Source organism: Nocardioides sp. Z24_21, from assembly GCF_058134345.1.
Map to the genome: position 1 here is coordinate 41,019 of NZ_JBYTTH010000004.1, position 26,950 is coordinate 67,968.

25 protein-coding genes are annotated in these 26,950 nt (G+C 73.6%); 12 read left to right on the forward strand and 13 right to left on the reverse strand.

Annotated features, from left to right (window positions below; translation table 11 throughout):
* Positions 1-13: 13 nt before the first annotated feature.
* Both AC3X7Z_RS13720 and AC3X7Z_RS13725 read left to right on the forward strand, forming a co-directional pair.
* The gene (locus AC3X7Z_RS13720) at positions 14-709 is read left to right on the forward strand and encodes a response regulator transcription factor (RefSeq protein ID WP_186339466.1); all 696 of its coding nucleotides are present in this window, start codon (positions 14-16) and stop codon (positions 707-709) included.
* Positions 710-835: 126 nt separating this feature from the next.
* Positions 836-2,236, forward strand: a complete 1,401-nt coding sequence (locus AC3X7Z_RS13725; protein ID WP_186339467.1) for a HAMP domain-containing sensor histidine kinase — start codon at positions 836-838, stop codon at positions 2,234-2,236.
* Positions 2,237-2,263: 27 nt separating this feature from the next.
* On the opposite strand, the gene AC3X7Z_RS13730 is transcribed toward AC3X7Z_RS13725, so the two are convergent.
* The 8 genes from AC3X7Z_RS13730 to AC3X7Z_RS13765 form a co-directional block, all read right to left on the reverse strand.
* Positions 2,264-3,577 (reverse strand): anthranilate synthase component I family protein, encoded by a 1,314-nt coding sequence (locus tag AC3X7Z_RS13730; protein WP_489976273.1) that lies wholly within the window; start codon positions 3,575-3,577, stop codon positions 2,264-2,266.
* Entirely contained in the window at positions 3,574-4,134 is a 561-nt protein-coding gene (locus tag AC3X7Z_RS13735) for an anthranilate synthase component II (protein WP_489976274.1), read from the reverse strand. Before AC3X7Z_RS13735 ends, AC3X7Z_RS13730 begins: the two co-directional genes overlap by 4 nt.
* Positions 4,135-4,162: 28 nt before the next feature.
* Complete coding sequence (locus tag AC3X7Z_RS13740; protein WP_489976275.1) at positions 4,163-5,869, reverse strand: sulfatase-like hydrolase/transferase; 1,707 nt, start codon at positions 5,867-5,869, stop codon at positions 4,163-4,165.
* Between the two features lie 101 nt (positions 5,870-5,970).
* The gene (locus AC3X7Z_RS13745; RefSeq protein ID WP_489976276.1) at positions 5,971-7,875 is read right to left on the reverse strand and encodes an anthranilate synthase family protein; all 1,905 of its coding nucleotides are present in this window, start codon (positions 7,873-7,875) and stop codon (positions 5,971-5,973) included.
* A 59-nt stretch (positions 7,876-7,934) separates the two neighbouring features.
* Positions 7,935-8,720 carry a hypothetical protein gene (locus AC3X7Z_RS13750; RefSeq protein WP_186339472.1) on the reverse strand — a complete coding sequence of 262 codons (786 nt, stop codon included), beginning with the start codon at positions 8,718-8,720 and terminating at the stop codon, positions 7,935-7,937.
* A gap of 143 nt (positions 8,721-8,863) precedes the next feature.
* Entirely contained in the window at positions 8,864-11,041 is a 2,178-nt protein-coding gene (locus AC3X7Z_RS13755; RefSeq protein WP_489976277.1) for a HelD family protein, read from the reverse strand.
* Positions 11,042-11,160: 119 nt separating this feature from the next.
* Positions 11,161-11,589: a hypothetical protein gene (locus AC3X7Z_RS13760; protein WP_186339474.1), complete on the reverse strand. Its 429-nt coding sequence runs from the start codon at positions 11,587-11,589 to the stop codon at positions 11,161-11,163.
* A gap of 120 nt (positions 11,590-11,709) precedes the next feature.
* Positions 11,710-12,468: an enoyl-CoA hydratase-related protein gene (locus AC3X7Z_RS13765; RefSeq protein WP_313960509.1), complete on the reverse strand. Its 759-nt coding sequence runs from the start codon at positions 12,466-12,468 to the stop codon at positions 11,710-11,712.
* 103 nt (positions 12,469-12,571) lie between these two features.
* Between AC3X7Z_RS13765 and AC3X7Z_RS13770 the strand changes: the two genes are divergently transcribed.
* From AC3X7Z_RS13770 to AC3X7Z_RS13815, 10 genes are all read left to right on the forward strand, one after another.
* Positions 12,572-14,113, forward strand: coding sequence for a molybdopterin-dependent oxidoreductase (locus AC3X7Z_RS13770; RefSeq protein WP_489976278.1), 1,542 nt, complete (start codon positions 12,572-12,574; stop codon positions 14,111-14,113).
* A 150-nt stretch (positions 14,114-14,263) separates the two neighbouring features.
* Positions 14,264-14,935 carry a fasciclin domain-containing protein gene (locus tag AC3X7Z_RS13775; RefSeq protein WP_186339477.1) on the forward strand — a complete coding sequence of 224 codons (672 nt, stop codon included), beginning with the start codon at positions 14,264-14,266 and terminating at the stop codon, positions 14,933-14,935.
* Positions 14,936-14,972: 37 nt separating this feature from the next.
* Positions 14,973-15,578 (forward strand): ECF RNA polymerase sigma factor SigK, encoded by a 606-nt coding sequence (gene sigK / locus AC3X7Z_RS13780; RefSeq protein ID WP_489976279.1) that lies wholly within the window; start codon positions 14,973-14,975, stop codon positions 15,576-15,578.
* A 76-nt stretch (positions 15,579-15,654) separates the two neighbouring features.
* Positions 15,655-16,386 carry an anti-sigma factor gene (locus AC3X7Z_RS13785; RefSeq protein ID WP_489976280.1) on the forward strand — a complete coding sequence of 244 codons (732 nt, stop codon included), beginning with the start codon at positions 15,655-15,657 and terminating at the stop codon, positions 16,384-16,386.
* A 46-nt stretch (positions 16,387-16,432) separates the two neighbouring features.
* Positions 16,433-16,984: an RNA polymerase sigma factor gene (locus AC3X7Z_RS13790; protein WP_206054447.1), complete on the forward strand. Its 552-nt coding sequence runs from the start codon at positions 16,433-16,435 to the stop codon at positions 16,982-16,984.
* A gap of 34 nt (positions 16,985-17,018) precedes the next feature.
* The gene (locus AC3X7Z_RS13795) at positions 17,019-18,218 is read left to right on the forward strand and encodes a hypothetical protein (RefSeq protein ID WP_489976281.1); all 1,200 of its coding nucleotides are present in this window, start codon (positions 17,019-17,021) and stop codon (positions 18,216-18,218) included.
* 187 nt (positions 18,219-18,405) lie between these two features.
* On the forward strand, positions 18,406-18,867 hold the full coding sequence (locus tag AC3X7Z_RS13800; protein ID WP_186339481.1) for a helix-turn-helix domain-containing protein: 462 nt from the start codon (positions 18,406-18,408) through the stop codon (positions 18,865-18,867).
* A 10-nt stretch (positions 18,868-18,877) separates the two neighbouring features.
* A complete protein-coding gene (locus AC3X7Z_RS13805; protein ID WP_186339482.1) occupies positions 18,878-19,342 on the forward strand; it encodes a VOC family protein in 465 nt (154 codons plus the stop codon).
* Positions 19,339-19,818, forward strand: coding sequence for a cupin domain-containing protein (locus AC3X7Z_RS13810; protein ID WP_186339483.1), 480 nt, complete (start codon positions 19,339-19,341; stop codon positions 19,816-19,818). The genes AC3X7Z_RS13805 and AC3X7Z_RS13810 overlap by 4 nt, the downstream gene beginning before the upstream one ends.
* 12 nt (positions 19,819-19,830) lie before the next feature.
* Positions 19,831-20,382, forward strand: a complete 552-nt coding sequence (locus tag AC3X7Z_RS13815) for a protein-L-isoaspartate O-methyltransferase family protein (protein WP_186339484.1) — start codon at positions 19,831-19,833, stop codon at positions 20,380-20,382.
* On the opposite strand, the gene AC3X7Z_RS13820 is transcribed toward AC3X7Z_RS13815, so the two are convergent.
* The 5 genes from AC3X7Z_RS13820 to AC3X7Z_RS13840 form a co-directional block, all read right to left on the reverse strand.
* Complete coding sequence (locus AC3X7Z_RS13820) at positions 20,358-21,506, reverse strand: heparan-alpha-glucosaminide N-acetyltransferase domain-containing protein (protein WP_489976282.1); 1,149 nt, start codon at positions 21,504-21,506, stop codon at positions 20,358-20,360. The genes AC3X7Z_RS13815 and AC3X7Z_RS13820 overlap by 25 nt on opposite strands.
* Before the next feature lie 38 nt (positions 21,507-21,544).
* Positions 21,545-21,922, reverse strand: a complete 378-nt coding sequence (locus AC3X7Z_RS13825) for an MmcQ/YjbR family DNA-binding protein (protein WP_489976283.1) — start codon at positions 21,920-21,922, stop codon at positions 21,545-21,547.
* A 205-nt stretch (positions 21,923-22,127) separates the two neighbouring features.
* Positions 22,128-23,291, reverse strand: a complete 1,164-nt coding sequence (locus tag AC3X7Z_RS13830) for an acyl-CoA dehydrogenase family protein (protein WP_489976284.1) — start codon at positions 23,289-23,291, stop codon at positions 22,128-22,130.
* Positions 23,288-25,288, reverse strand: a complete 2,001-nt coding sequence (locus AC3X7Z_RS13835) for an acetyl/propionyl/methylcrotonyl-CoA carboxylase subunit alpha (RefSeq protein ID WP_489976285.1) — start codon at positions 25,286-25,288, stop codon at positions 23,288-23,290. Before AC3X7Z_RS13835 ends, AC3X7Z_RS13830 begins: the two co-directional genes overlap by 4 nt.
* Positions 25,289-25,370: 82 nt before the next feature.
* Complete coding sequence (locus tag AC3X7Z_RS13840; protein WP_489976474.1) at positions 25,371-26,930, reverse strand: acyl-CoA carboxylase subunit beta; 1,560 nt, start codon at positions 26,928-26,930, stop codon at positions 25,371-25,373.
* Between the last annotated feature and the right edge of the window lie 20 nt (positions 26,931-26,950).

The window sequence follows — 26,950 nt, forward strand, 5'->3', positions numbered from 1 at the left end:
GCATCCTTGCGACGTGAGTGAGTCCAGGCCCCGCGTGCTGGTCGTCGACGACGACCGCGCCGTGCGCGACTCGCTGCGCCGGTCGCTGGAGTTCAACGGCTACGACGTGGTGCTCGCCGCCGACGGCGCCGAGGGGCTCGTGGCGGTCGGGTCGCACCAGCCCGACGTGGTGGTCGTCGACGTGATGATGCCGCGGCTCGACGGCATCGAGACGACGCGCGCGCTGCGCGCCGCCGGCAACGACGTGCCGATCCTGGTGCTGACCGCGCGCGACGCGGTGGGCGACCGGGTCGAGGGCCTCGACGCCGGCGCCGACGACTACCTCACCAAGCCGTTCGCGCTCGAGGAGCTGCTGGCACGCCTGCGCGCGCTGCTGCGGCGCGTGGTGCCCGACGGCGACGCGGCGAGCGAGGTGCTGACGTTCTCCGACCTCACCATGGACGTCGCCAGCCGCGACGTCTCGCGCGGCGGGCGCCCGATCGAGCTGACCCGCACCGAGTTCACCCTGCTCGAGATGTTCATGCGCCGCCCGCGCCGGGTGCTCGACCGCTCGTTCATCCTGGAGGAGGTCTGGGGCTACGACTTCCCGACCAGCGCCAACTCGCTCGAGGTCTACGTGGGCTACCTGCGCCGCAAGACCGAGGCGGCGGGCGAGCCACGGCTGATCCAGACCGTGCGCGGCGTCGGCTACGTCCTGAAGGAAGCATGAGCACCCCACGACGTTCCTCTCCTCCGCTGCGCTCCCCCGAACAACGCCGCGGGGACCCCGCATGAACACCCCACGACGTTCCTCTCCTCCGCTGCGCTCCCCCGAACAACGCCGCGGGGACCCCGCATGAGCACCCCAGGCGCGAGCACCACCCGCTCCGACGGGCGTTGGCACTACCGCAGGTCGCTGGCCTCGCGGGTGGCCGTGCTGACCACCGTCGCGCTGGGCCTGTCGATCGCGCTGATGGCGTTCACCGCGTTCGTGGTGATGCGCCAGCAGATGATGAGCTCGCTCGACCAGTCGCTGCTCAACCGCGCGCACAAGGCCACCGCGTTCACGACGCTGTCCAACATCACCGCGTCGGGCGCGCCCGCCTGGATGCTCGGCGCGGCCGACGTGCGGATCATCTTCGTCACCGCCGAGGGACGCACGGTGACCGGCGACGACGTCCCCGACTTCACCCTCGGCCGCCCGGAGTACGAGGTCGCGACCGGACAGCGCAAGTCGTCGGTGCGCACCCTCGTCACGACCGAGGGCGAGCGGTTCCGGGTGGCGACCGTGCAGGCCAACAACGGCGCCGCGCTGATCCTGGCGCAGCCGCTCGCGCCCAACGACCGCACGCTCGAGAAGCTCAGCGGGGTGCTGTTCGTCTTCGGCGCGCTCGGCGTGCTGGCGGCGCTGCTGGCGGGCTGGCTGGTCGCGAGCAACGGGCTCAGACCGGTGCGCCGGCTCACCTCAGCGGTCGAGCGGATCGCGATGACCGAGGACCTCACCCCGCTGCCGGTGGAGGGCGACGACGAGGTCGCCCGCCTCTCCACCGCCTTCAACCACATGCTGCTGGCGCTCGGCGCCTCGCGGGACCGGCAGCGCCGGCTGGTCGCCGACGCGAGCCACGAGCTGCGTACGCCGCTCACGTCGCTACGCACCAACCTCGACCTGCTGCGCCAGGCCGAGGGCAACTCGGCGCTGCCCGCCGAGGCGCGCCTCGAGCTGCTCGACGACGTCCGCGGCCAGATCGAGGAGCTGAGCGCGCTCGTCGGCGACCTCGTCGAGCTCGCCCGCGACGAGCCCACCACCCGGGTGGTCGCCGAGGTCGACCTCGCCGAGGTCGTGGAGCGCGCGGTGACCCGCGTGCGCCGTCGCGCCCAGGGCGTGTCGTTCGACGTCGATCTCGAGGCGTGGCCCGTCGTCGGCGACGCCAGCAGCCTGGAGCGCGCGGTGACCAACCTGCTCGACAACGCCGCCAAGTGGAGCCCCCCGGACGGCACCGTGACGGTCCGGCTCATCGACGGCGTCCTCACCGTCGACGACCAGGGCAGCGGCGTCGCGGAGGCCGACCGGCCGCACGTCTTCGAGCGCTTCTACCGCTCGGAGGAGTCGCGCGCGATGCCCGGCTCCGGCCTCGGCCTGGCCATCGTGCGACAGGTGGTCGACCGCCACGGCGGCCAGATCCAGGTCTCCGAGGCCCCCGGCGGCGGTGCCCGCTTCTCGCTGTGGGTGCCCGGCGTCTCAGTGGCGCGCACCTGACTCGCCGCTCGTCCCCCGGGGTCGGGCTCAGGCAGGCGGGGCGTCGAAGACGCGCAGCAGCCGCTCGGCCTTCCACCCCGCCTCCGCCCACTCCTCGGCGAGGTCGGACCGCACCGTGATGGCTCCCCCGGTGCCGAGCGTCCAGGTGCCGCCGCCGTCGGTCGTCAGCGACCGGATGACGACCCCGAGGTCGGCCGGGCCGTCAGCGCTGATCCAGCCGAACGCGCCGGCGTACGCCCCGCGCGGGGTCGACTCGACCTCCTCGATCACCTGCATCGTGCGCAGCTTGGGAGCGCCCGTCATCGAGCCCGCCGGGAAGAGCGCCCGCAGCGCGGCGACCGTCGACACGTCGTCGCGCAGGCGCCCGCGGACCGTCGACACCAGCTGGTGCACCGACTCGTAGGACTCGACCTGCATCAGCGCCGGCACCTCGACCGACCCGACCTCGCAGACCTGGGACAGGTCGTTGCGCAGCAGGTCGACGATCATCAGGTTCTCCGCGCGCGTCTTCGGGTCGCGGGCCAGCCGCTCGCGGTGGTGCTCGTCCTCCTCGGCCGTGGCGCCGCGCGGGGTGGTGCCCTTGATCGGCTTGGTCTCCAGGTGCCGGTCCGCGCCCACGAGGGCATACCTCTCCGGCGAGCTCGACAGCAGCCACGCCCGCGCGCCGGCGACGTCGTGCTGGAGGAAGCCGCTGTAGGGCGCGGGGTTGAGCCGACGCAGGCGGAGGTAGGCCGACACGGGGTCCAGGTCGGACGTGCGGGAGATCCGGTGGGTGAGGTTGACCTCGTAGGAGTTGCCCGCGTGCAGGTGCTCCTGGACGCGCGCGTACGCGTCGGCGTACGCGGTGGGCGGGGCGGTCGGGCCGGCGGCCGGGACCGGACTTGGCGGGGGAGTCTGACACTTGGAGGGGGTTGCAACCCCCTCCAAGTGTCCGAGTCCCCGCTCGAGCGGGGACTCCGACGACGACGGCCCCGGCGGCGGGTGGTCGAACACCCGGACCGAGCGGGGGCGCATCCAGACGGCGTCGGGGAGCAGGGGGTCGGGGGTGGCGGGCAGGTCGGTGCGGGAGGCGTAGCCGAGGTAGCCGAACCACTGCTCGCCCGGCGCGATGCGCTCCTCGAGGACGGCGAAGACGTCGTCGCCGACGACCTCGGCGCGGCCGGCGGAGTGCAGGGTCACCTCGCGCCTGGTCGCCGACCACGAGAGCGACACGTCGTCGTCGTCGAGCCAGCCGATGATGGAGCGGCGCCCCGACCACTCGCGCGCGCCGCCGCCGTCGAGCCAGAAGCAGCGCCGGTGCGCGTCCGCGACCTCGCGGAAGAAGGCGACGGGCTCGCTCATCGGAGGAAGTTCCGCACGATGTCCTCGCCGTGCGCCGACAGCACCGACTCGGGGTGGAACTGCACGCCCTCCAGGGGCAGGGCCTCGTGGCGTACGCCCATCACCACGCCGTCCTCGCTCCACGCGGTCGCCACCAGCCCCTCGGGCAGCTCGACCGCCCCCAGCGAGTGGTAGCGCACCGCGGCGAAGCCCTGCGGCAGCCCGGCGAAGACGCCCGCGCCGTCGTGCCGCACGGCCGCGACGTCCCCGTGCGCCGGGGCCAGCCGCCCCACCGTGCCGCCGTACGCCGTGACCAGCCCCTGCATGCCGAGGCAGACGCCGAGCACGGGGCGCGAGGCGTCACGCAGCACCGCGGTGCCGACCGAGAAGTCGGCGCGCTGGGCTGGATGGCCCGGCCCCGGGGACAGCACGACGTGCGAGTGCCGCAGCACCTCGCCGGGCGTCACCTCGTCGTGCTGCACCACGCGCGGCAGGACGCCGCTCACCCGCGCGAGGAGGTGCACCAGGTTCCACGTGTAGGAGTCGTGGTGGTCGACCACGATCACGTCCGGCGTCACGCAGCGAGGCTAGTGCCTGCCGCGCGCGTCAGCGGCGCAGCGCCCGGCAGGCCTCGGACACCGGTTGGTCGCCCGCCTCGCGGCAGCCGTCGAAGGCGGTCAGCCTCGCCATCAGGTCCTTGACCTCGGGCGACCTCCGCTTGCCGGCGAAGGCGTTGCGCCGCTCGTAGGCGTCCTTCTTGTAGGAGTAGTACTCGTAGCCCCAGGTGGTCGTGGCCGGGCGCGGGTCGAGGTCGAAGCGCGCGAGCAGCCCGGTGCGGCTCCGCACGGCCGTGTAGGAGGGGATCCGGTCGAGCTCGGTGCCGCTGAACGCGGCGTCGGGGTCGTTGCCGGTGAGCGTCTGCTGGGTGTGCTCGAGGAACGCGTAGGACTGCTGGACCAACGTGGGCTGCGCCAGGGTCGGCACCAGCGACTGCCCGCTGCGGAACGGCGCCGGCGGCAGGCCGGCGAGCTCCTCGAACGTCGGCGCGAGGTCGATGTTGCTGGTCACCTCGCGGCGCTTGCCCGGCACCACGCCGGGGCCGGTGACGAGCAGCGGCACCCGCACGTCGGTGTCGTACGGCGTCCCCTTGCCGCGGCCCATGCCGTTCTGGCCGAGGTGGAAGCCGTTGTCGGAGGTGAGCACGACGTAGGTGTGGGGGCCGACGGCGCCGAGGATCCGCTTCAGCAGCCGGTCGGCGGACTGCGCCATCCGCGCCCGGTCGCGCAGGTCGCGCACCGCCGCCGACCGCGGCAGCGTCCGGGCGGTGTTCCACGCCCGGGCGGGCTTGCCGTCGGCCCGCCGCGGCCGGTTGTCCTTGCGCGGGTCGCCGAGACCGGGCAGGTCGGCCGCGGTCAGCTTGTGGCAGGCCACGCGCCCGCAGCTGCGCGGACCGGTGCGGTCGCGGAACATCGGCGGGAAGAGCGGGTCGCCGGCGTAGTGGCCCTCGGGGTTGGTGCGGTTGTGCGGGGCGTAGAGCGACACCTCGAGGAAGTAGGGCGCGTCGGAGGCCTCGTTGTCCCGCACGAAGTCCATCGCGAGGTCGCCGATCACCGCCCCGGCGTAGGCCTTGTCCTTGACCGTGCTGCTCGCGCTCGCCGGCGGCGCGGGGTGCTGCACGAGCTGGAGCCGCTGGTCGACCAGGGTCGTGCTGGCGAAGTCCCAGCCGTCGTAGGCCGAGCCGAAGACCACGTTGAACGTCGTCCACCCCGGCACGACCGGCGGCAGCGCGCGGCCCGGCGACCACTCGTACTCGTTGAGGAACTTGCCGATGAACCCGGTGTGGTAGCCGGCCTCCTGGAGTCGCACGTTGAAGGCGCGCTCGGGGTTGCCGTTGGTGTCGTAGGCGGGCCAGCCGCCGAGGCGGGAGGTGCCCTTGTTGGAGGTGTTGGTGAGGACGCCGGTCTGGTGGGGGTACTGGCCGGTGAAGAAGCTCGAGCGCGACACGCAGCACAGCGAGTCGGTCACGAACGAGTGCGGGTAGCTCGCGCCGGCCTTGCGCATCCGCTGCACCGAGCGCATCGTCTGCACGAGGTCCATCGAGAAGTCGTCGAGCATCACCACGACGATGTTGGGCCGCTGGGCCCGCGCCGCCGCCGGCACCGCCTCGGCGACCGCCACGGCGCCGCTGGTCACGCGCGGCGGTGCCACGCCGTCCCGGCCGCGCGAGCCGTCGGTGGTGCCGCCGCTCGCCGCGCCGCATGCCATCAGCGCGAGCAGGCACACGCCGGCCCATGCTCCCTTGACGTACCCCACTGCCCCCCCTGCCTGTCCCCCGTCGGTCACCAAGGGTGACGTCCTCGGCAGGCGTTTCGTTGCCTGCCACGCCGGACGAATGTCTAGACGTCTGGTCGACTTTACCCGTCGTGCCGGGCGAGGAGGTCGCGCACCGCGGCGTGCAGCAGGTCGTAGCCGTTCTCGGTGAGGATCGACTCGGCGTGGAACTGGATGCCCCGGTAGTGCGGGCCGACGATCGCGTGCACGTCACCGGTCTCCGGGTCGGCCTCGACGCGTACGCCGTCGGGCAGGGCGCCGCCGTCGGGCACGCGGCCGACGAACGTGTTGTAGAACCCGACCCGCTCGGTGCGCCCGTCGAGCCGCACCGGCGACTGGGTGCCCTGGAAGACCACGTCCTTGTAGCCGAGGTCGAGGCCGAGCCGCTCGCACAGCGTCTGGTGGCCCAGGCACACGGCGAGGAACGGCTGCTGCGAGGCGAGGAGGTCGTCGACCGCACGGCGGAACGACGCGATCTTGGGGTGCTCGCCCTCGCGCGGGTCGCCCGGCCCGGGCCCGACGATCACCAGGTCGGCGCCGGCGAACGCCCCGGGCGCGTAGTCCTCGTGCCGCACCACCCGCGAGGTCATGCCGAAGACCCCGAGCACGTGGACCAGCATGTTCACGAAGTCGTCCTCGCCGTGGAGGATCACGGCCTCCTTGCCCGCCAGACCGGGGTCGGCCGGCTCGCCGGCCTGGTCGGTGAGCCAGAAGCGGGAGAGCCGTTGGTTGCGCGTGCCGAGGGCCAGCAGGACGTCCTCGTCGCGTGCCAGCTCGGCGATGTCGGTGCCGTCGGAGGTCGCCGCCGGCACGAGGCCGAAGGCGCTGAGGATGCCGCCGGCCTTGGCCCGGGTCTCGGCCACCTCGTAGGCGGCGTCGGAGTCGCGCACGAGCGTGGCGCCCGCGGTGACCTTGAGCTCGCCCGCCGGCGACACGTCGGCGGTGCGGATCAGGATCGGGCTGTCCATCGTGGGCGTGCCCTCGGGAGAGCGGCCGAACAGCGCGAGCGCGGCGCCGTAGTAGCCGCGGCCCTCGGGCTCGTAGTCGGCGATCAGCCGGCAGGCGTTCTCGACCGGCGCACCGGTCACCGTGGCCGCGAACATCGTGTCGCGCAGGATCTCGCGGTGGTCGCGGTCGGAGCGGCCGGCGAGGAGGTACTCGGTGTGGATCAGGTGCGTCATCGGCTTGAGGAACGGCCCGAGGACCTGGCCGCCCTCCTGGCAGACGTCGCACATCATCTTCAGCTCCTCGTCGACCACCATGAAGAGCTCGAAGACCTCCTTCTCGTCGGCGAGGAAGTCGAGGAGGCGCTCCTTGAGGTCGTCGCCGTGGCCCGCGACGCGGAACGTGCCGGAGATCGGGTTCATCCGGACGTCGCCCTGGCGCACCGAGACGTGCCGCTCGGGGCTGGCGCCGATGAGGAAGCGCTCGCCGGTGAAGAAGCAGAACGTCCAGTAGGCGCCGCGCTCGCGCTCCATCAGCCGCCGCAGCACCGTGAGCGCGCGGTCGGCGTCCCAGTCGGCGACGACCGCGCGGTAGTGCCGGCCGATGACGAGGTTGGCGCCCTCGCCCTGCCCGATCTCGTCGCGGATGATCGCCTCGACGACGTCGGCGTAGTCCTCGTCGCTCGTGGCGAAGCCACCGCGGTCGGCGAACTCGACGGGCACGTCGGGGAGCGCCGCGAGCAGGTCGTCGACCGGCACCTCGTGCTCGACCTCGAGGTCGACGACCGTCAGCGGGGCGCCGTCGTCGATGGCGGCGAAGCCGCGCTCGCGCACCTGCCGGAACGGCACGGCCACCAGCCGGTCGGCGCTGCGGCCCGGCTCCGGGGCTCCCGTCTCGAGCGGGATGTCGAGGAGGCTCGCGACCTCGTGGGGCGTGCCGCCGACCAGTCCCACCGTCGGCGAGGCCTTGCGCCGGATGACCGCCCACGCGCCGTGCCCCTGGATCTGCTCCAGGAGGTCGCGGACGGCGGGGGTCTGGGTCATGCGAAGCACCCTACGGGCGCCCGGGGACGCCCCCCGGGACGTCTCATCCCGGCCGTCGCCTAGGGCGTCCGGACCTCGACGCGGACCCAGTCGACGAGCATGTCCTGCCGACTGCCGCCGGGGACGGCGTGCTCGGGCAGGACGTCCTTGTTGGACAGCCGGAGGTGGAGCGGCACGATGCCGTTGGGCACCCGGCGCGCGTCGGGCGTCGATGTCACGCGGTAGACCTCCTGGCCCTGGCCGTCGGAGGCCGTGTAGACCACCGTGTCGCCACCGACGGTGAACTCGGCGGCGTACTCCCAGTAGGCGTCCCAGGGCCTCGGCCCCGCGCCGAAGGCGTCGGTGACGGGCCACAGCTCGGCCGGCCGGCCGGTCGCCGCGCACGCGTTGACGGCGGTGTCGGCGGTGTCGTCGTAGCAGAGGTGCGAGCCCACCTGGACGCCCGTGGTCTTGAGCGGCCCGTAGCTCTCGATGACGTCGATCTCGCGCGGGTCGACGCCGTTGGGGTGCTGGATCCAGAACGCGGCGTAGTTGCTGCCCGTGTCGGGCATGAGGAGGCTGACGGTGGCGCGCACCTGGGTGCCGAGGGGAAAGGTCCAGCCGGCGTTGGTGCGGATCTGGGACAGGTGCCCGACGGCGAGCTGGCCGAGCCCGTTGTGGATGGCGCCGTTCGAGCCGAGCATGCTGTGCCACTGCGCGGGCGCGGTGCCGGCAGGTCCGTCGAACTGCTCGACGAACGCCTCCTCCCAGCCCCACGTGGGCGCCGGGTCGGACTCGACGGTCTCACCGCGCGGCAGCGCGGCCTGCGCGGCACCGGCTCCCAGCACGAGGGCGAGGGCGGACATCGCGGCGCCGACCCCCCTCGCGGCCTGACGGGCGGGTCGCCAAGCGATGTCGCGGCGTGCGCTCACAGACATCGGCCTCCCCACTCGTGACTGCGTCCGGACGGTGAAGGGCGATGCTAGCCGCCGGACCCTGCCCGACGCCCTCAACCGACCGTCGTCAGCAGCTGGGTGGCGCGGGTGAGCACGACGTAGAGGGTGGCGCGGCCGGTGGCCGACTCGTCCTCGATCTCCTGCGGCTTCACGACCACGATGCCGTCGAACTCCAGGCCCTTGGTGTCGAGCCCGGTGAGCACGACCACGCGGTCCTCGCCGCTGGGCGTCACGCTCGAGTCGACGGCGGCGCGGGCGCCGACAGCGTCGTCGGCGAGCTCGGGCCACGACGCCAGCCAGGCGTTGACCTCCGAGCGCCGAGCGACCGGCACGACGATGGCGACGGTGCCCTCGACGCGGTCGGCGATCGTGGTGACCGCCTCGCGCACCGCGGCCTCGAGGTCGTCGACCGGACCCACGACCCGCGGCTCCTCGCCCGTGCGGCGGACGGCGTCGGGAAGGTCGGCGTCGAGACCCACGCGGCGGGCGTAGTCGGCGGCGAAGGCGTAGATCTCCGCGGAGTTGCGGTAGTTGGTGGACAGGTGGAACTCGTGGAGCTCCTTGCCCTCCAGCGCCTCCGCACGGGCCGCAGCGGCCTCGGGGGCGTCGGGCCACGACGACTGCGCCGGATCACCCACGATCGTCCAGCTGGCGGAGCGGCCACGCCGACCGACCATCCGCCACTGCATCGGGGTGAGGTCCTGCGCCTCGTCGATGAGGACGTGGGCGTAGCCGTCGTCCTCGATCCGGTGCGTCGGCGCCGCCCACGGACGACCGCCGGGGGCGTAGTCGCGCTCGGAGACCGTGGTGAGCTCCTGGAGGTCGACCCCGCCCTCGAGCAGGCCGGTCTCGTCGAGGTCGCGCTCGTCGTCGGTGCGCTGCGGCACGTCGCCGAGCGCGTAGCGCAGCTCGTCGACCAGGGGGACGTCCTCGATCGAGAGGTCGCCGGACGCCCACGACTTGCCGAGCAGCCGCTGCTCCTCGCGCGAGATGACGCCCTCGCCCACGCGGGCCAGGAAGTCGGGCTCGCGCAGCCAGCCGAACACCGTGAGGGCGTCGAGCGGGGGCCACCAGGCGGAGGCGAACTCCACGAAGCCGGCGTGGCCGAGCATGTCGTCGTCGAACGCCTGTCGGCCGCGCTCGCGGCCGCGCTCGCCGCTCACCTGGCGCCACATCGCGTCGAGGAGCGTCCTGGCCACCCGTGGCAGCTGCCGGTTGCGGCGGCCCTGCGACATCAGCTGGCGGCGCAGCCGGCCCAGCAGGGCGGGGTCGAGCACGATCGTCTCGTCGCGCCAGTAGATGCGGAAGCTGGTCGGGGCGCCCGGGGCGTGCTGGCGGGCGGTGCGGCGCAGCAGCTCGGCCATCCGGGTCGCGCCCTTGACGTCGGCGACCCTCGGCTCGTCGTGGCGCGTGGCGCGGATGCCGCCGACGACCTCGCCCAGCGAGCGCAGCGCGACCGCGGTCTCGCCGAGGCTCGGCAGCACCCGCTCGATGTAGCGCATGAACACCCCGCTCGGCCCGACCACGAGCACGCCGCCGCCCTCGTAGCGGCGTCGGTCGGAGTAGAGCAGGAAGGCGGCACGGTGCAGGGCGACGACGGTCTTGCCCGTGCCGGGCCCGCCCGAGATCGACACGACGCCCTTGCCGGGCGCGCGGATCGCCTTGTCCTGCTCGGCCTGGATGGTGGCGACGATCGAGTGCATCGACCGGTCGCGGGCGCGGGAGAGCTGGGCCATCAGGGCGCCCTCGCCGACGATCGGCAGGTCGGTGTCGGCCTCGGCGTCGAGCAGCTCGTCCTCGACGCCGATGACGGTGCGGTGCTGCGAGCGCAGCACCCGTCGGCGCACCACGCCGGACGGCGTGGCGGCGGTGGCCTGGTAGAACACGCCGGCGGCGGGCGCGCGCCAGTCGATCAGCAGGACGTCGCGGTCGGCGTTGCGCACGCCGATGCGCCCGATGTAGCGCGGCTGGGCGTCGATCTCCGGGCGGAGGTCGAGCCGGCCGAACACCAGCCCCTCGTGGGCGGCGTCGAGCTGGGCGATGCGCTTGGCAGCCTGGAAGACCATCGCGTCGCGCTCGACGAGGCCGCCCTCGTGCCCCAGCTTGCCCCGGCTGTGGCCCTCGGCCGCCAACGCCCGCGCGCTGCGGGTCGACGCCTCGAGCTGCACGTAGACCTCGTCGACGTACGCCTGCTCCGCCGCGATCTCGCGCGCCTCGAGCTCCTCGCTCAAATCCTGCTCCTCATCCCCCGATGAACCACTGCCCAACGGTCCCGGGCAGACCGACAAGCCTACCGGCGGGCACCGACGAGCGCCGACTCCTCGCGATCGTGGCCCCGCGCACCCGCCGTTCACGTCAGCAGGAGGACGGCGCCGAGCAGGCAGGCCGCGGCGCCCAGCGTGCGGACCCGGTCGGCGCGCGCGAGGTCGTCCAGCAGCCGGGGGCGCTCCGTCAGCGGGGCCCGCGCCAGCCGTGCGTGGAGCGGGGCGGCGAGCGCGGCGGTGGTGACGACGGACAGCGACGCGCCGATCGCGGCGAGCCACGTGCCGGCCGCCCGCGGCTCGACCGCCGCGGTCCAGGCCAGGACCAGGACGAGCGGCACGTAGAGCAGCCCCACCAGCGGGGCGATGCGCCGCGCGTGCCGTTGGTGCGCGGCCTGCCACACCCCGTGCTCCACGTCGCGCAGTGCCGGGTAGACCACCCGGTCGACGGTGACCTGGAAGCCGAGGTGGGCGGCGGCGACCACGCCCAGCCACGCGGCGGGGTCGGGCAGGCTCACCGGGGTGCTCCCGGACTGGCGCGGCCACGGCGCGCGACGTCGTACTGGTCCACGTTCGCCTCCCTCTGTCGCCTCACCTGCTTCTCGCGCGCAGGGCGGCCGACGGATGCGACCCGGGGGCTACTTCTTGCGGGAGAGGAAGGCGACCATCGCCTCGCGCGCCTCGTCGGAGGCGAACAGCCGGGTGCTCGTGGTCGCCATCTCCTCGCCCAGCGCGTCGATGCGCGCGACCAGGTCGCGGTTGAGGATCCGCTTCGACTCCCGCAGGCCCTGGGGCGCCCCGGTCGCGAGGCTGGCGCACACGGCGGCGACCTCCTCGTCGAGGACGTCGGCCGGCACCGCCTTGGTCACCAGCCCGTACGCCGCCGCGTCGGCGCCGGTGAACACCTCGCCGCCGAGCGTGGTCAGGGCGGCCGCCCGCGGGGTCATCCGGTGGTGGACGGTGAGGCTGATGATCGCGGCGGCGAGGCCGAGCTTGACCTCGGTGAGGGCGAAGGTGGCGTCGGCCGCGCTGATGGCGATGTCGGCGGCGGCGACGATCCCGATCCCGCCCGCTCGCACGGCGCCGAGGTTCTTGGTCACGACCGGCTTGTCGAGCGTGGCGATGAGGCGCTGCAGCTCGACGATCGCCCGGGTGCCGGACTCCATCCCCTCGCTCGAGGCCTCGGTCAGGTCGGCGCCGGAGCAGAAGACCTTGCCCGAGCTCTCGATGAGCACGGCCCGCACGTCGGCGTCGGCACCGGCGCGCTCGAGGTGCGCGAAGAGCTCGGTCACCAGCTGGCGGCTCAGGGCGTTGCGGTTGGCGGGGCTGTCGAGGGTGATGGTGGCGACGGCGTCTGACACGGCGTAGTGCACCAGCTCGTCGGGGGCGTCGGTCATGGCGGACATCCTGCCGCACCGCAGCGGTGCTCCCGACCGGTTCTGGAGGGACCGGCAGGGGTGTCGTCCCATCCGGCGCGGCCCCCGGCTCCGAACCCCACCCATGCACACCATCGACCAGCGGTCCCGCTCGCGCACCGCGCGCCACGCGGCGTACGGCGTGCTCGCCACCCTCGTCGGCCTGGCCGCAGGCCACCTGGTCGCCGCGCTGACCGTGCCGGCCGCCTCGCCCGTGCTGGCCGTCGGCTCGACCGTCATCGACCTGACGCCGACCCCGCTCAAGGAGTGGGCGATCCGGCAGTTCGGCAGCGCCGACAAGCTGGTGCTCGTCGGCTCGGTGACGCTCGTCGTGCTGGTGCTCGCCGCCGTCGCGGGGGTGGTCGCGGCGCGGCGCGAGACGCCGGGGCTGCTCGTGCTGGTCGGGCTCGCCGGTGTCGCCGGCGTGCTGGCCGTCCTGCGCCCCGGATCCGGGCCGCTGGACCTCGTACCCGCCCTGGTCGCCGCCGCGGTCGCAGCCACCTCGTTGTGGTGGCTGCACCGCGTCGACGACCGGGGCCGCCCGGGGCCGCCGCCGGGGGTCGGCGGCCCCACCCGACGCGGGGTCGTGCTGGCGACCGGCGGGCTCGCCGCTGCCGGCGTGGTCATGGGGGCCGCCGGCCGCTGGGTGACGTCCTACCGCCTCGGCGGGACGGACGTCTCCCTGCCGGTCGCCGCCGACCCCGCGTCGTCCTTCCCGGTGGGCCTGGAGGGGACCTACGACCAGATCACCCCGCTGCGGACCCCCACCGGCGAGTTCTACCGGGTCGACACCCGGCTCACGATCCCGGCCGTGGACGTCGACTCGTGGACGCTCACCGTCGACGGCGACGTCGACCGGGAGGTCACGCTCACCTTCGACGAGCTGGCCGCGATGCCGACCATCGAGCGCGACATCACCCTCACCTGCGTCTCCAACGAGGTCGGCGGGCCCTACGTCGGCGGCGCCCGGTGGCTCGGCGTACCGCTCGCCGACGTGCTCGCCCGCGCCGGCATCGACGCGACGAGGGCCGACCAGATCCTGTCGACCGACGTCGACGGGATGACGATCTCGACCCCGCTCGACGTGGCGCTCGACGGCCGCGACGCCATGATCGCGATCGGGATGAACGGCGGCCCGCTGCCCCGCACCCACGGCTTCCCGGCGCGCATGGTGGTGCCCGGGCTCTACGGCTTCGTCAGCGCGTGCAAGTGGATCACCCGGATGACCCTGACGACCTACGACGCCGAGCAGGCCTACTGGACCGAGCGCGACTGGGTCACCGACGCGCCGATCAAGATCTCGAGCCGGATCGACACCCCGCGACCGCTCTCGGAGACCGGCGCAGGCACGGTCGTTGTCGGCGGCGTGGCCTGGGCGCAGGGCGTGGGCGTCGACCGGGTCGAGGTGCGCGTCGACGGCGGGGCCTGGCAGCAGGCGACCCTCGGCCCGCAGGTCACCGACGACTACTGGCGCCAGTGGTACCTCGAGTGGGACGCCACGCCGGGCCGGCACCTCCTCGCCTCCCGGGCCACCAACAGGGCCGGGGACGTGCAGACGGACGTGCGGATGCGCCCCTTCCCCGAGGGCTCCAGCGGCCTCCAGGAGATCTCCGTCCTCATCACCTGACGCGCCCCCCGAGCACTGCCCGGGCGAGGTCGTCCAAGGATTGTCCAAAGTTTTTCGCCGATCCACCCATCCACCCCGAGACCGGCCCCGAACACCTCTCGACAACGGGCCCCCGGCCCACCCAGATCGGCTCCAACCGAAAGGCATGTCATGAACACCTTGCTCCGCACCCGCACCCTCGGACTGGCCGCCCTCGCGCTGACCGCGTCGATGGGCCTGGCCGCCTGTGGCAGCGACAGCGACTCCGACACCAGCGCCTCCGACTCCACGTCCGAGTCGACCTCCGAGTCCCCCACGGAGTCGGAGTCGAGCTCCGAGACCCCGATGGAGTCCGAGGAGCCGATGGCCGCCGACGCGCCGTTCGGCGAGGGCTGCTCGGCCGTCCCCACGTCCGGCGAGGGCTCGGTCGAGGGCATGGCCGACGACCCGGTCGCGACCGCCGCGTCCAACAACCCCCTCCTCAAGACGCTCGTCGCCGCCGTGACCGAGGCCGACCTGGTCGACACGCTCAACTCGACCGAGGACATCACCGTGTTCGCGCCCACCGACGACGCGTTCGCGCAGATCCCGAAGAAGGACCTCAACGCCCTCCTCAAGGACAAGAAGATGCTGACCACCGTGCTGACGCACCACGTGGTCGGTGAGCGCCTCACCCCCGAGACCGTCGCGGGCGAGCACGAGACCCTCGCGGGCGACACGCTCACCGTCGAGGGCGAGGGCGAGGCCTTCACCATCGGCGAGGCGAGCATCATCTGCGGCAACGTGCCGACCGCCAACGCCACCGTCTACGTCGTCGACCAGGTCCTGATGCCGCAGATGTGATGCCCGCACCCCGACACACACTGCGAGGATTGCTGACGTGGACCACGTGAGGCCCGTACCGGACGGGGCGCCTGAGGGCGTCCCGTCCGGGGGCGACGCCGCCCGGCTCGCCGACCTGCTCCGACGCTCCGCCCTGGGCGACGAGGCGGCCTTCGCCGAGTTCTACGACGCCACGTCGGCCCGGGCCTACGGCCTGGCGCTGCGTGTCGTGCGCAACCCGGCGCACGCCGAGGAGGTGGCCCAGGAGGCCTACCTCGACGCGTGGCGCTCGAGCACGAGGTACGACATCGACCGCGGCAGCGCCGTCGGCTGGCTGCTCACGATCGTCCACCGCAAGGCCGTCGACCGGGTCCGCTCGGTCGAGGCGGCCTCCTCGCGGGAGGAGACGTGGAACCGCGAGGCGGCCCCCACCGACCATGACCAGACCGCCGAGTCGGCGCACGCCTCGCTCGACGCGGCCCGCATCCGCGGGGCGGTCGCCACGCTGACCGACGTGCAGCGCCGGGCCGTCGAGCTCACCTACTTCGGCGGCTACACGCACACCGAGGTCGCCACCTTGCTGGACGTGCCCCTCGGCACGGCCAAGACCCGCATCCGCGACGGACTGATCCGCCTGCGAGACCTGATGGGAGTTGCCTCATGAGCGAGCGCAGCGAGCTCATCATCCACCCCTGCGCGCCCGGTGCCCTCGGCGCGCGTCGAGCGAAGCGAGAAGGCGCATGAGTGACGTGCACAAGCTCACCGGCGCCTACGCCATGGACGCGCTCGACGAGCTCGAGCGGGCCCGCTTCGAGCGGCACCTGGCCGAGTGCGACGACTGCCGCGCCGAGGTGGCCGAGCTCCGCGAGACCGCCGCGCTGCTCTCCGAGACCGTCGCCGTCGCGCCGCCCGGATCGCTGCGCGAGTCCGTCCTGGCCGGTATCTCGCAGGTCCGCCCACTCGCTCCCGAGGTCTCCCCCGCCCCGCCGCACGACCACCGCCGCCCGGGCCGGAGGAGGGGCTGGGTGCCCCTTCTCGTCGCGGCAGCGCTCGCGATCATCATCGGCGTCGGCGCGGCGGTGACGCAGCCCTGGAAGTCCGGCGACGACGACGTCGAGCGGCTGACCGCCGCCGAGCAGGTGCTGCAGGCCCCCGACGCCGAGGAGGTCGTCGTCGACCTCGGCGAGGCCGGCCGCGCCACGCTGACGCGCTCGAAGTCCCGCGACCGCGCCGTCCTCACCACCGACGACATGGTGAGCGCGCCGACCGGCAAGGACTACGAGCTGTGGTTCATCGACGGCGACGAGTTCGTCTCCGCCGGGCTGATGCCCGACGACCCCGACCAGACCGTCGTCCTCGACGGACCGGCCGCGGACGCCGCCGCGGTGGGCATCACCGTCGAGCCCGAGGGCGGGTCACCGCAGCCCACGACCGACCCGATCGCCGTCTTCGACCTCACCGACGCCGCCTGAGGGTCGGGGTTGGTGCCGTCGCGACCCGGTCGGCAACAATGCGGCGGTGGGCGCGGAGGAGGGGCTCGACCATGCGGTCGAGGCGATGCAGGCGGGCGACGAGGCGGCGTTCCGTCTCGTCTACCGCCACGTGCAGCCGCCGCTCCTGCGCTACCTCACCGTCCTCGTCGGCCCCGCCGACGCCGAGGACGTCGCGAGCGACGCCTGGGCGCAGGCGTTCCGCGACCTCGACCGCTTCACCGGTGACGCCGACGGCTTCCGCGGGTGGATCACCACCATCGGCCGCAACCGGGCCCTCGACCACCTGCGCCACGCCCGGCGCAGGCCCGTCGCCGACCAGCCCGTCGAGGACCTGGTCGACCTGGCGGACGGCACCGACGTCGAGGCCGACACCCTCGTGCGGGTCGGCTCGGAGGAGGTCGTGCGGTTGATCGCCGCGCTTCCGCCCGACCAGGCCGAGGCGATCATGCTGCGCACCGTGCTGGGCTTCGACGCCCCCACCGCGGCACGCATCCTCGGCAAGAGGCCGGGCGCCGTCCGGGCTGCCGCCCACCGTGGGCTCAAGCGGCTCGCGAAGAGGATCTCGGAGGAGCCGTAACACCCATGGGCCCCACAACGCTGAGGGGAGTGAGATGAGCACCCCCGACCCCCGCCTGTCCCGCCGTGACGCCGAGCGCCTGCTCGACGCACCGGCGGAGCACGACGACGCCCTGGGGCGCGCGCTCGCCGCCGCGAGCGCACCCGCGCATCCCGACGAGCTGCGACGCGAGGACGCCACGGTGGCCGCCTTCCGCGTCGCCCGGACGTCCCCGCGGCCCGCCACGCGCTCCGGCTTCGTCTCCCCCGCCCGTCTGGCCCGCCGCGCCGCGACCCGAGCCGCCGTCGCGACGGGCGCCGTGGTGGCCCTGACCTCGGGCGGCTTCGCCCTCGCCAGCTCGGTGGACCTCCCCTCGCTTCCCGACCTGCCGTCGCTTCCCGGCAAGCCCGCGGACGAGTCGGTCGAGTCAGCCGAGTCGGCCGAGTCGGCCACCCCGACGACGGGCGGCAGCCCGTCCGCCTCCTCCGGCGACCCCACCAGCAGCAGCCCGGACAGCGCTCCGTCCGCGACGACCAGCGGGTCGCTCGCGCCGTCCGGCACCGGCGGCCCCTCGGGCTCTGTCGGTCCGTCCACCAAGCCGTCGCCGACGCCGCCCGTGACGCCCGGCCCGACGACCACCCCCGCCATCCCCGACTACGCGGGCCTGTGCCGCGCCTTCCAGGCCACCGACCGCTCGCAGGCCGGCGCGTCGCTCGACAGTGCCGCCTTCCAGGCGCTCGCCGAGGAGGCGGGCGGCGCCGACCGCATCGCCACCTACTGCGTCGCCCTCATCGGTCCGCCGCGCGGCGGCGGCAGGACCGACGGTCCGACCCCCTCCGACCACCACCACACCCACGGCACCAACGGCGGCGGTCACGGCGGTCCGGGTCACGGCGGTCCGGGTCACGGCGGTCCGGGTCACGGCGGCCCCGGGAACTCCGGTCCCGGGAACTCCGGTCCCGGCGGCGGCCCCGGCCACGGCCACGGCAATCCGGGTAACCCCGGCAACTCGGGCAACCCCGGCAACTCGGGCAACCCCGGCAACGGGGACTCCGGCCCCGGGAACTCCGGCAACGGAAACCAGGGCAACGGCCACAGCCACGGCGGCCCCGGGAACGGCCCCGGCAACGGCGCCCCCGGCAACTCGGGCGGCCCCGGCAACTCGGGCAACTCCGTCAACCCGGGCAACCACGGCCCCGGCCGTGCCACCTCCATCGATCCTCCCGGGAAGGGGGACGACCAGACGTCCGGGTGAGCCCGGCGGCGGCCGCGTTCCGCAGGACCGGCTCTCGCACCTCGTACGTCGACCCCCCGCTGACGTACGGGATCCCCCCAGAACGCGAGATCCGACCTACAACGCACAGACGGCGGCATGGCCCCTCCCCCCGGGGTCATGCCGCTGTCGCGTCCGCGTGCCGTGGGCGTGGGCTACCTTCCTCGGCATGGGCCGGGCACCGTCCGCGCAGGAGGACACCAACCGCCGGATGCTGCGCGCTCGCGACGCGATGGACCGTCGCTACGCCGAGCCCCTCGACGTACCCACGCTCGCGGCCATCGCCCACCTGTCGGTCTCGCAGTTCGGCCGGGTGTTCAAGGAGGTCTACGGCGAGACCCCGCACCGCTACCTCCAGCGTCGCCGCGTCGAGCGGGCGATGACCCTGCTGCGCCAGACCGACCGGCCCGTCACCGACGTGGCGTGGGACGTCGGGTTCGCCAGCCTCGGCACGTTCAGCCGCACGTTCAGCAACGTGGTCGGCTGCTCACCCAGCGAGTTCCGCGCGCGCCACGAGGCGGTCGCGGTGCCGTCGTGCTTCGTCGCGGCCTGGACCCGGCCGCGCCAGCGCAGCGCCGAGGAGGAAGGGACAGCGGTTTCGGAGAAGCAGGACCGGCGCCCGGCTCACTAGCGTCGTCGGCATGACCACCAACCACATCACCAGCCTCCACATCCGCAGCCTGCCGGTCCTCGACCAGGACGAGGCGCTCGACTTCTACACCCGCCACCTCGGCTTCGAGGTGCGCGACGACATCGACCTGGGCTTCATGCGCTGGCTCACCGTCGGCGTCCCGGGCCAGGACACCTCGATCCTGCTCGAGCTCGTCGGGCCCCCGGTGCACGACGACGCCTCGGCGACGCAGGTGCGCGAGCTCGTCGCCAAGGGCGCCCTCGGCGGGGTGTTCCTGCTCAGCGACGACGTGCACGCGACCTACGCCGCGCTCCGCGACGCGGGCGTCGAGATCACCCAGGAGCCGGTCGAGCAGCCCTACGGCACCGACTTCGGCCTCCGCGACCCGTTCGGCAACCACGTCCGGGTCAGCCAGCCCAACGCCTCCTCCCCCCAGGACGTCCAGGACGCCTACGAGGCGGCCGACGCCCGATGAGCTATCCGCCGCCGATCTACGACGGTGGGTCCGGCGAGGTCTCGGCCCGCGTCGTGCGGGCCGGCCTCGAGCCGGCCGTCGTCTACCCCAACGGCAACAAGGTCTTCTACCTCGCGCAGGGCGCCTCCACCCAGGGCACGTTCGGGCTCTACCGGTGGGAGTTCGCCGGGGCGCCGAGCGGTCCCGCCGCCCACTTCCACCGCACGATCACCGAGTCGTTCTACGTCCTCGAGGGCACCGTGACGATCTTCGACGGCGCCGACTGGGTGCGCTGCCACGCCGGTGACTTCGCGCACGTGCCGGCCGGGGGGATCCACGGCTTCCGCAACGAGGACGGGGCGGCCACGATGCTCCTCCACTTCGCACCCGGCGCCCCGCGCGAGGCCTACTTCGAAGGGCTCGCCGCCGGCATGGGCGAGCTCGACGGCGACGCCTACGACCGCTTCATGCGCGAGCACGACAACCACTGGGTCTGATTGCATGGACCGATGGACCCGGTCTCAGCCGCGTTCGACGCCACCCCGAGACGGGACTTCCTCCCGCGCGGGGTCCGGCGCCGCGCGTCGTACGACGGGCCGCTGGCGATCGCGGCAGGCCAGACCAACTCCCAGCCACGCACCGTCGACGGCATGCTTCGGCTGCTCGACGTCCACGTCGGCCACCGGGTCCTCGACGTCGGGTCGGGGTCGGGCTGGACCGCCGCGCTGCTCGCGCACCTCGTGGGGCCGACCGGCTCGGTCCTCGGCGTCGAGCTCGAGCCGGAGCTGGTGGCGTTCGGCGCCGCCAACCTGGCCCGCACCAGGCGGCCGTGGGCCACGATCCGCGCCGCCGACCCGGCCGTGCTCGGCGACCCCGACGGGGCGCCGTACGACCGCATCCTGGTCTCGGCGATGGCCGACTCGCTCCCCGGCGAGCTCGTCGCCCAGCTCGGCGGCGAGGGCGTGATGGTGGTGCCCGCCGGCGGGACGATGCTGCGGGTGAGCAACCCCGGGGCGGTCGTGACCGAGCACGGGCGCTACCGCTTCGTGCCGCTGCGCTGAGGCTCGCCGGCCGGCTCCTTCTCCCGGGTCGCCCGGCGCGCGAGCCGGGTCGGCAGGCCCGCCACCGCCTCCAGGGGGCCGCGCCGGCCGAGCACCCGCAGCACCGCGCCGAGGGCGAGCAGCACGGAGACGTGGAGGGCGTAGGTCGAGGGCTCCTCCGGCGGCCACACCGCGTCGGTGCGCATCACCACGTGCAGGGAGTAGAGCGTGAGCGTCGCGGTGCCGGCCCCGAACAGCACGGCGAGCGCCGCTGTCCCCGGCCGCGGCAGCACCCGTGCCACGAGCAGGCAGAGCGCGACCACCAGCACCGCGCTGCCGATCGTCTGCGCGAGGTCGAACGGCGTCGCCGAGTGGGGCGCGACGACCAGGAGCCAGTCCCACTCCCCGCCGGTGGGCGTCGTGCCGTACATGCCCGTCGCGTTCTCCTCGGCCACGGCGGGGTCGACGAGCGAGCCGGAGACCCGGGTGGCGAGCACCGCCACCGACAGCCCGCCCAGGGCGAGCCCGCCGAGCAGGGAGGTGTCGCGGAGGTCGAGCCGTCCGAGCACCAGGCCGGCGAGCAGGTAGGCCAGCCACGGCACCGCGGGGTAGTAGCCGGTGAGGAGGAGCTCGCTCGCCAGACCTCCGGGGTCGTCGACGAGCTGCCCGAAGGTCGGGCTGTCGAAGCCGCGCTCCGGCAGGTGCGGTCGCACCAGGTGGGAGGCCACCGGGGCCAGGACCATCCAGGCGACGGTGAGGGGCAGCAGCGTCCGCAGCCGCAGCAGCGTGAACGGCAGGGCGAGCACGAACAGCACGCCGTAGTAGGTGAGGACGATCGCGATCCCGGTGTCGAGACCGCCGAGCAGCAGGCCCAGCAGCGCGATGAGCAGCGCGCGGCCGGCGATGCCGGCGGTGCGCAGCGCGAGCGGGCGCGCGCGCAGCGGCTCGCGCGTCATCAGGGCGAGGCTGACCCCCGCCAGCACGGCGAACAGCGCCGACGCCCGCCCGCCGGCCAGCCACTGGGCGGCGGCCAGGTCGCCGGCCGGGGTGCGCTCGTCGAGGACGTGGGTGGCGACCATGCCGAGCAGCGCGAGGCAGCGGGCGACGTCGAGCCCGACGAGGCGGCCGTGCGACGTCGCGGTCATGGCGCCCATCCTGCCGGGCGCGATCGCGGGTCGTCCGCTCAGGCGCCCGGGCGGGCCACCTGCTCGGCGAGGCGGGCGGGCGCCTGGACGCAATAGGAGTCGGTGAGCAGCTCGGCGAGCTCGTCCCAGTCGGTGTCGTCGTCGAGGACCATGCCGATGAGGTTGCCGCCCCACCCGGCCCGGAAGTAGGGCGCGCCCATGTGCTCGAAGGCGGCGACCTCGTCGGGCTCGCCGCGGAAGGTGATGCGATACAGCTGGTCCTCACCGCCGAAGACGTGCGCCACCGTGGCGCCGCCGACCCGCCACCGGGTGCCGGTCCACGCCGGCTCCTGGACGCAGCGCGGCAGCGCGCCGAGCACGGCGTCGATGCGCCGCACCCACTCCTCGGGCACGAGCGGACGGTCGGCGAGGGCCACGCCGCGATCCTGCCACCCGGCTCCGACACGACGCTCCGCCCGGGCGCGAACCCGCACCCGCACGCCCCGGCAGGGCGGCTGGCCCTGACTTGGAGGGGGAGTCTGTCACTTGGAGGGGGTCGCAACCCCCTCCAAGTGACGGAGTCCCCGCACGAGCGGGGACTCCGTCACCCGCGGACAGCACCGCGTGACGCGACCCGGGCGATCAGTAGGACTTCGGCAGCCCCAGGCTGTGCATGGCCACGAAGTTGAGGATCATCTCGCGGCTGACGGGCGCGATGCGGCCGAGGCGGGCGGCAACCATCATGTTGGCCAGGCCGTACTCGACCGTGAGGCCGTTGCCGCCGTGGGTGTGCACGGCGATGTCGGTGGCGTTGCAGGCGATCTCGCCGCCGGCGTACTTGGCCATGTTGGCGTACTCGCCGGCGCCGAAGTCGTCCCCGGCGTCGTAGAGCGCGGCGGCCTTCTGCCAGAGCAGGCGCGCCTGCTCGAGCTCGATCTTGGCCTTGGCGAGCGGGTGGGCGATGCCCTGGTGGGCACCGATCGGCGCCTTCCAGACCGTGCGGGTCTTGGCGTACTCCACCGCCCGGTCGATGGCGAACCTCGCCATGCCGCACGAGAACGCCGCGCCCATGATCCGCTCGGGGTTGAGCCCGGCGAAGAGCTGCACGAGGCCGGCGTCCTCGTCGCCCACGAGCGCGTCGCCCGGGAGCCGCACGTCGTCGATGAACAGGGTGAACTGCTTCTCGGGAGCCGACCAGGCCATCGGGATGACCTGCTTGCCGAAGCCCTCGGCGTCGGTGGGGACGACGAACAGCGCGGGCTTGAGCTTGCCGGTCCTGGCGTCCTCGGTGCGCGCGACGATCAGCACCAGCTGGGCCTCGTCGACGCCGGAGATGTAGGTCTTCTGCCCCGTCAGCACCCAGCCGTCGCCGTCACGGCGGGCGGTGGTGGTGATGTTGTGCGAGTTGGAGCCGGCGTCGGCCTCGGTGATGCCGAACGCCATCGTGATCGAGCCGTCGGCGATGCCGGGCAGCCAGCGCTGCTTCTGCGCTGGCGTGCCGTAGCGGCCGATGATCGAGCCGCAGATGGCCTGGCTGACGACCATCATCAGCAGCGGGGCGCCCTGGCCCGCCGCCTCCTCGAGCACCGCGGCCAGGTCGGACATGCCGCCCCCGCCGCCGCCGTACTCCTCGGCGATGTTGACGCCGAGGAAGCCGTTGGCGCCCATCTCCAGCCACAGCTCGGTGGTCTTGCCACCCTCGGCCGCCTGCTTCTCGATGTACTCCCGACCGTACTTGCCGGCCAGCTTGGCGACCGCCTCGCGCAGCGCCACGCGCTCCTCGGGCTCGATGAAGTTGATCGTCATGCGTCTGCTCCCTGCTCGAGGTCGTCGCTCACGACGACCAGGACCTGCCCGGCCGCGACCTGCGACCCGGGTTCGACGTTGATCTCGGCGACGACCCCGTCGGCCGGCGCGGTGACGCTGTGCTGCATCTTCATGGCCTCCATGACCAGCAGGAGCTGGCCGGCGGAGACCCGGTCGCCCGCGGCGACGGCCACGGTGACCACCGAGCCCGGCATCGGGGCCAGGAGCGACCCCGCGACCACCTGGTCGGCGGGGTCGGTGAAGCGCGGCGGGTGGTGCCAGGTGGACGCGCCGTCGGGGCCGTCGAGGTAGACGTCGCGGGCGCCCGTGCGGGTGTCGGCCACGATGCGGCCGGCCCAGGTGCTGGCCACCCCGTCGACCTCGAGGCGCACCGCCTCGGGCCCGGCCGAGAGGACCGTGACGCCCTCGACGGCGAACCCCGTGCGGGTGCCGTGCCACTCCACGACGACCTCCGCCCCGGCGTCGGGAGCGGTGGCGCCGAGCGGCACCAGGGTGGTGCGCTGGGGCTGGGAGACGACGTTGCGCCACGCCGGCGGCAGGCCGGCTTGGACCGTACGCCGGCGCGCGTCGTCGGCGGCCAGCAGCAGCGCGGCCGCCACCGCGGCGGGGTCGGTCCCCTCGACCGCCTCGGGCGCGGCGACCTCGCGGGTCTCCAGCCAGGAGGTCGTCACGTCCATCGACGCGAACGCCGGGTCGGAGAGGATCTCGACGAGCTGGTCGCGGTTGACCGTGAGGCCGTGGATGCGCGCACGGCGCAGCGCGGCGACGAGCTGGCGGGTCGCCTGGGCCCGGGTGGGTGCCCAGGAGATCACCTTGGCCAGCATGGCGTCGTAGTGGGTGCCGACCTCGTTGCCGGACGCGAAGCCCGAGTCGAGGCGGATTCCCGCGCGAGCGAGCGGACCGAAGGCGGCCTCGTGCTCGATCTCGAGGCTCACCAGCGGGCCCGACTGCGGGGTCCAGGTCGAGTCCTCCGCGTAGAGGCGCACCTCGATGGCGTGGCCGTCGACGCGGGTGGTGGCGTCCTGGGCGGCGGCGAACGCCGCGTCGGCCTCGCCCTGCGCGACGGCGAGCTGCAGCTCGACGAGGTCGACGCCGTGGACCAGCTCGGTGACGGGGTGCTCGACCTGGAGGCGGGTGTTCATCTCCAGGAACCAGAAGCGCTCCTTGGTGGGGTCGTAGAGGAACTCGACCGTGCCGGCGCCGCGGTAGTCGATCGCCGCGGCGGCGCGACGGGCGGCCTCGTGCAGCTCCTTGGCGACGGCCTCGGGCAGGCGCGGCGCGGGTGCCTCCTCGACGACCTTCTGGTGCCGGCGCTGCACGGTGCAGTCGCGCTCGCCGAGGACGAGCACCTCGCCGGCGCCGTCACCGACGACCTGGACCTCGACGTGGCGGCCGGCCTCGACGTAGGGCTCGACGAACACGGTGCCGTCGCCGAACGCGGACGCCGCCTCGTCGGAGGCGCGCGCGATCTCTCTCTCGAGCGCCGCGAGGTCGCGGACGATCCGCATGCCGCGGCCGCCACCGCCGGCCGACGCCTTGACCAGCAGCGGCAGGTCGGCCTCGGTGGGACTGTCCGGCGCCTCGAGCACCGGCACGCCCGCGGCGCGCATCAGCTCCTTGGAGCCGACCTTGGAGCCCATCGACTCGATCGACTCGGGCGCCGGGCCGATCCAGGTCAGCCCGGCCGCCTCGACCGCACGGGCGAACCCGGCGTTCTCGGAGAGGAAGCCGTAGCCGGGGTGGATGGCGTCGGCGCCGGCCCGGCGGGCGGCGTCGATGATCAGGTCGGCCCGCAGGTAGGTCTCGGCGGGGGTGTTGCCGGGCAGGCGCACGGCGCGGTCGGCCTCGGTGACGAACGGCAGCTCGGCGTCGGCGTCGGAGTGCACGGCGACGGTGGCGATGCCCAGGCGACGGCAGGTCGCGAAGACACGGCGGGCGATCTCGCCACGATTGGCGACGAGGACTCGGGAGATCATGCGGACACCTCGGTCAGGGTCGGGTTCCCCGTGGCGTGGTTCGCCGGGGAGCGCAGCGGAGCGGTGGACGTCATCGGTGTCCTCACATCCGGAAGACACCGAAGGAGGAGGCGCCCTCGATCGGCCGGGTGTCGATGACGGAGAAGGCGATGCCCAGGACGGTGCGGGTGTCGCGCGGGTCGATCACGCCGTCGTCGTAGAGCATCCCGGACAGCACGTAGGGCAGCGACTGCTCCTCGACCATCTGCTCGACGAACGCCCGCATGCCGGCGTCGGCCTCCTCGTCGAAGGGCTTGCCCTTGGCCTCGGCCGCGGCGCGGGTGACGATCGACAGCACGCCGGCCAGCTGGGCCGGGCCCATCACGGCCGACTTGGCGTTGGGCCAGGTGAAGAGGAACCGGGGGTCGTACGCGCGACCGTTCATGCCGTAGTTGCCGGCGCCGTAGGACGCACCGATGAGGATGCTGATGTGCGGCACCGTCGAGTTGGAGACCGCGTTGATCATCATCGCGCCGTGCTTGATGATGCCGCCCTGCTCGTACTCCCTGCCGACCATGTAGCCGGTGGTGTTGTGCAGGAACAGCAGCGGGGTGTCCTTGGCGTTGGCGAGCTGGATGAACTGCGTCGCCTTCTGTGCCTCCTCGCTGAACAGCACGCCCTGGGCGTTGGCCAGGATGCCGATCTCGCGACCGTGCAGTCGGGCCCAGCCGGTGACGAGCGAGGAGCCGTAGAGCGGCTTGAACTCGTCGAAGGCGACCTCGTTGCCCTCGCTGGTGCCGTCGACGATCCGGGCGATGACCTCGCGCGGGTCGAACGGCTCCTTGAGGTCCTGCGGGATCAGGTCGAGCAGCTCGTCGGGGTCGTGGTCGGGCTCGGCGTAGCCGACCCCGCCGGCCGCGACGTACGACGCCTTGGTCCAGTTGAGGCGGGCCACGATCCGACGGCCCAGGCGCAGCGCGTCGTGCTCGTCCTCGGCCAGGAAGTCGGCCAGGCCGGAGATGCGGGCGTGCATCTCCGCGCCGCCGAGGGTCTCGTCGTCCGACTCCTCACCGGTGGCCATCTTGACCAGCGGCGGGCCGGCCAGGAAGACCTTGGCCTGCTCCTTGACCATGACGACGTAGTCGCTCATGCCCGGGACGTAGGCGCCACCGGCGGTGGAGTTGCCGAAGACCAGCGCGATCGTCGGGACCCGCCGCGCGGAGGCGCGGGTCAGGTCGCGGAAGATCTTGCCGCCGGGGATGAAGATCTCCTTCTGCGTCGGCAGGTCGGCACCGGCCGACTCGACCAGCGAGATCATCGGCAGCGCGTTCTCCTCGGCGATCTGCGAGGCGCGGAACGTCTTCTTCAGCGTCCAGGGGTTGGAGGCGCCGCCCTTCACCGTGGGGTCGTTGGCGGTGATCATGCACTCCACGCCCTCGACGACGCCGATGCCGGTCACGACCGACGCGCCGACGGTGAAGTCGGAGCCGTAGCCGGCCAGGGGCGAGAGCTCGAGGAACGCCGACCCGGGGTCGACGAGCAGCTCGATGCGCTCGCGGGGGGTCAGCTTGCCGCGCTCGTGGTGGCGGGCGACGTACTTCTCGCCGCCGCCGGCGACCGCGACGGCGTGCTGCGCGTCGAGGTCGGAGAGGCGGGCCAGCATCGCCTCGCGGTTGGTCTGCG